Source organism: Streptomyces viridosporus, from assembly GCF_002078235.1.
Lineage (GTDB): Bacteria > Actinomycetota > Actinomycetes > Streptomycetales > Streptomycetaceae > Streptomyces > Streptomyces viridosporus.
The window spans coordinates 1-3404 of the sequence record NZ_MSGP01000469.1 but is presented as its reverse complement, the minus strand read 5'-3'; the positions used below and the strand labels follow the sequence as shown (position 1 = coordinate 3404).

The 3404-nt window shown below is 70.2% G+C and carries 3 protein-coding genes; all 3 read right to left on the bottom strand.

Annotated elements, in window-relative coordinates:
- Window positions 1–61: 61 nt before the first annotated feature.
- The 3 genes from B7L92_RS29345 to B7L92_RS29335 are packed head-to-tail and all read right to left on the bottom strand — an operon-like array spanning window position 62 to window position 3221.
- Complete coding sequence (locus B7L92_RS29345) at window positions 62–925, bottom strand: carbohydrate ABC transporter permease (RefSeq protein ID WP_081240396.1); 864 nt, start codon at window positions 923–925, stop codon at window positions 62–64.
- A complete protein-coding gene (locus B7L92_RS29340; protein WP_081240395.1) occupies window positions 922–1866 on the bottom strand; it encodes a carbohydrate ABC transporter permease in 945 nt (314 codons plus the stop codon). Before B7L92_RS29340 ends, B7L92_RS29345 begins: the two co-directional genes overlap by 4 nt.
- Complete coding sequence (locus B7L92_RS29335; protein ID WP_081240394.1) at window positions 1863–3221, bottom strand: extracellular solute-binding protein; 1359 nt, start codon at window positions 3219–3221, stop codon at window positions 1863–1865. The genes B7L92_RS29340 and B7L92_RS29335 overlap by 4 nt, the downstream gene beginning before the upstream one ends.
- Window positions 3222–3404 lie beyond the last annotated feature (183 nt).

The window sequence follows — 3404 nt, the reverse complement described above, 5'->3', positions numbered from 1 at the left end:
GTCTGCGGGATGGGGGGCGGGGAGGGGGAGGCGGCCGGTTCCGGTCCCGGTCGCGGAGGACTCACTGACCCGCCAGGCCGGTGTGGGCGACACCCGCCACGATCTGGCGCTGGAAGAAGACGAAGACGACGATCAGCGGCAGGCCCGCCATGAGGCCGCCGGCCATGAGCTGGGCCCACTGGATGCCGTAGGAGTTCATGACGGTCGCGATGCCGTTCGGCATGGTCATCAGGTCGGGGTTGTTGGTGACCATGTACGGCCACAGGAAGTTGTTCCACGAGCTGATGAAGGTGAAGATGCCGACCGCCGCGAGCGAGGGGCGCGACAGCGGCAGGACGATCGTGAAGAAGACGCGCCAGCGGCCCGCGCCGTCGATGAAGGCGGCCTCCTCCAGCTCGCGCGGGATGCCCTGGAAGAACTTGTAGAGGATGTAGACCATCGCGGCGGGCGCGCACTGCGGCAGGATCATGCCCCAGTACGTGTCCACCATCCCCAACTGCTGGACGGTGGTGAAGAGGGGGACGCCGAGCACGGCCGGGGAGACCATGAGTCCCGCCATCACCACGCCCAGCAGGACGCCCTTGCCCCGGAACTCGGTGCGGGCGAAGCCGTATCCGGCCAGCGCGCTCACCAGCAGCACGACGGCGGTGACGCAGACGGAGACGACGAGGGAGTTCACGAACCAGTTGGTGAGGTTGCCGGTCTCGAGGACGGCCGTCCACGCCTGGCCGGTCCAGTCCTCGGGCAGCCAGTGCGGCGGCACCTCGACGGCCTCGGTCTCCGACTTCCACGAGGTGAACAGCGCCCAGGCCAGCGGGGCCAGGAAGACCGCGGAGACGGCCGTGCCGAGGAGGGTGAGCACGATCTGGCCGGTCGTCCAGGTCGTGCGGGGCCCGACCCGTGTCCGCGGTGCGGCGGTGGTCATCGGCCGCCCTCCTCACGGTTGCGCAGCAGCCACATCCGGGCGAGGGCGACGGCCGCGATGATCACGAAGAAGATGATGGAGATCGCGGAGGCGTAGCCCACGCGGTAACCGGTGAAGCCCTGTTCGAGGGTGTACTGCACGAAGGTGCGGGTCGACTCCTCCGGCCCCGGCCCGAAGTCCTGCATCACGACGGCCTGGTCGAAGACCTGGAGCGAGGCGAGGACCTGCAGGGCGACGACCAGCCCGGTGATGTGGCGCAGCATCGGCAGCGTGATGCGGACCGTGCGGTGCCAGGCGTTCGCGCCGTCCAGCTCGGCGGCCTCGTAGAGGTGTTCCGGGATGCCCTGGAGCGCGGCGAGGTAGAGCAGGAAGCTGAAGCCGACCGTCCACCACAGGGTGGTGATGACGATCGCGAGCATCGCGTACGACTTGTCGGTCAGCCACGGCGTCTCGATGCCGAGGACGTGGTTGACCATGCCCGTGCCGGGGTTGAACAGCCACTGCCACAGGTTGGCGGCGACGGTGGACGGCAGCAGGAACGGCATGAAGAAGCACAGCCGCCACAGCCACTTCCCGCGCTCGATGTGGTGGGCCAGCATCGCGAGCAGGAAGGCGAGGACCGTGATGCAGGGCACCACGAGCAGCGTGAAGTAGGCGCTGTGGCCGAGCGCGTCCCACATCAGCGGGTCGTCCAGGGCCTCGCGGTAGTTGTCGAGGCCGACGAAGCTCGTGCCCTCGCCGGAGATGTTGGCGTCCGTGAGGCTCAGGTAGAGGCCGCGCACCAGCGGCCAGATCACGAAGAGCGCGAACAGCACGAGGAACGGGGCCACGAACCAGCCGCCGTGCTGGAAGCCCGGTCCGCGGCGGACGCCGGCGCCGGCGGCGGTGGCGGTCCTCACGCGGGCCGGGCGGATGGCGGTCTCGGCACCGGTCGTCGTCATGCGGCCGCACCCCCCTGCGCGGCGGTGCGGCCGTCCATGGGGTTCTTCGTGGCGAGGAGCCGGCCGAGCGTGTTCCTCATCCGGCGGGCGGCGGTCCGGGGATCGGCGGAGCCCGTCGTGGAGGAGACGACGATCGGGCCGACGCGCTGGGCGAGGATGCCGGTGGAGCCGGCGAACCACACCTTCGGTTCGGTGGCCTGGTGGTCCATCGCCGAGACGTACTCGCTCTGCGGGTCCAGCTTCCGGTACGCGGCCGAGGACAGGGTCGGCGTGTAGGCGGGGATGTGTCCGCCGGCGGCCCACTGCCGGGCGTGCCGGACGACGTGGGCGGCGAGCCGGTGGGCGGCCTCGTTGGTGGCGCCGCCGCGGTCGGACTGGTGCGGCAGGACGAAGGCGTGCGACTCGGCGTGGGTGGCCGGCCGGCCGAAGACGGGCGGCAGCGGGGTCGCGCCGTAGTCGACCTCCGCGCCGTCGAAGACCGGCACCGACCAGTTGCCCTCCCAGACGAAGGGGGCGCCGTTGATGAACTGTTCGGCGCCCGCGCCGCCCCCGAAGCCCGGGTCGGCGTACCCGTCGGTGACGTGCCGGCGCAGGAACCGCAGGACCTGGACGGCCTTGTCGGTGTCGAAGGTGACCTCGGTGCGGGTGTCGTCGAACCAGGTGCCGCCGAGCTGGGTGTAGAAGGCGACGAAGAACCACCACTGGAAGTTCTGGTCGTTGTGCCACAGGCCGATGGTCTGCAGCCCCTTCCCGGTGGCCCGCCTGGCCTCCTCCAGCAGGGCGAACCACTCGTCGGTCGACGTCACGGGCACCATCCGCCCGTCGGCACCGAGCAGGCCCGCCTTCTTCAGCACGTCCCTGCGGTAGAAGCAGAGCTGGACGTGGATGTCGAGCGGGAGGGCGTAGAGCCTGCCGTCGACGACGGCGCGCTTCCACAGGTCGGGGTTGAAGTCCGCTTCCCGCACGCCGTACTCGGCGAGCCGGCCGACGTCCCAGGGGGCCAGGAGGCGGCCGGGCGAGAAGCCGGTGACGCGGCCCAGGTGCATGACGCCGAGGTCCGGGGCGCGGTTGCCCGCCGCCGCCATGGCGAGCTTGGTGTAGAAGGGGCTGCCCCACTGGAGGGTGGAGTCCTTCACCTCGATGCCGGGGTTGGCCTCGCGGAAGGAGTCCAGCATCGCGATCATGTTGTAGCCGTCGCCACCGCTGAAGAGGTTCCAGTAGCGCACACGGGTGTCCGCTCCGGAGGCGAGTGCGTCGGCCCCGGTCCCGAGCGCCGCGAAGCCCAAGCTCCCGGCGACCGTCAACCCGCCTAATCCGGCGAGGAGTTGCCTGCGATCCAGGCCAGGTCGTCCCATGCCTGCCCCATCTGCTCGTATGGATGCCCATCAAGAGATTGTTCGACATGTCGAATGGTGCCCGTAACTTCGAACGGGACCGTAGGTGTCGAGCGCGGCCGCGTCAATGCTTCGGACAAGAACTCGGGGCAGGACTTTCCGCGCGTCCCCGCGTCTCCCCGAGGCGCCCACCCCGGGACGCGC

Coding starts and splice junctions, on each gene's coding strand:
- B7L92_RS29340 (WP_081240395.1), bottom strand. CDS start 1,866: ATGACGACGACCGGTGCCGAGACCGCCATCCGCCCGGCCCGCGTGAGG.
- B7L92_RS29335 (WP_081240394.1), bottom strand. CDS start 3,221: ATGGGACGACCTGGCCTGGATCGCAGGCAACTCCTCGCCGGATTAGGC.
- B7L92_RS29345 (WP_081240396.1), bottom strand. CDS start 925: ATGACCACCGCCGCACCGCGGACACGGGTCGGGCCCCGCACGACCTGG.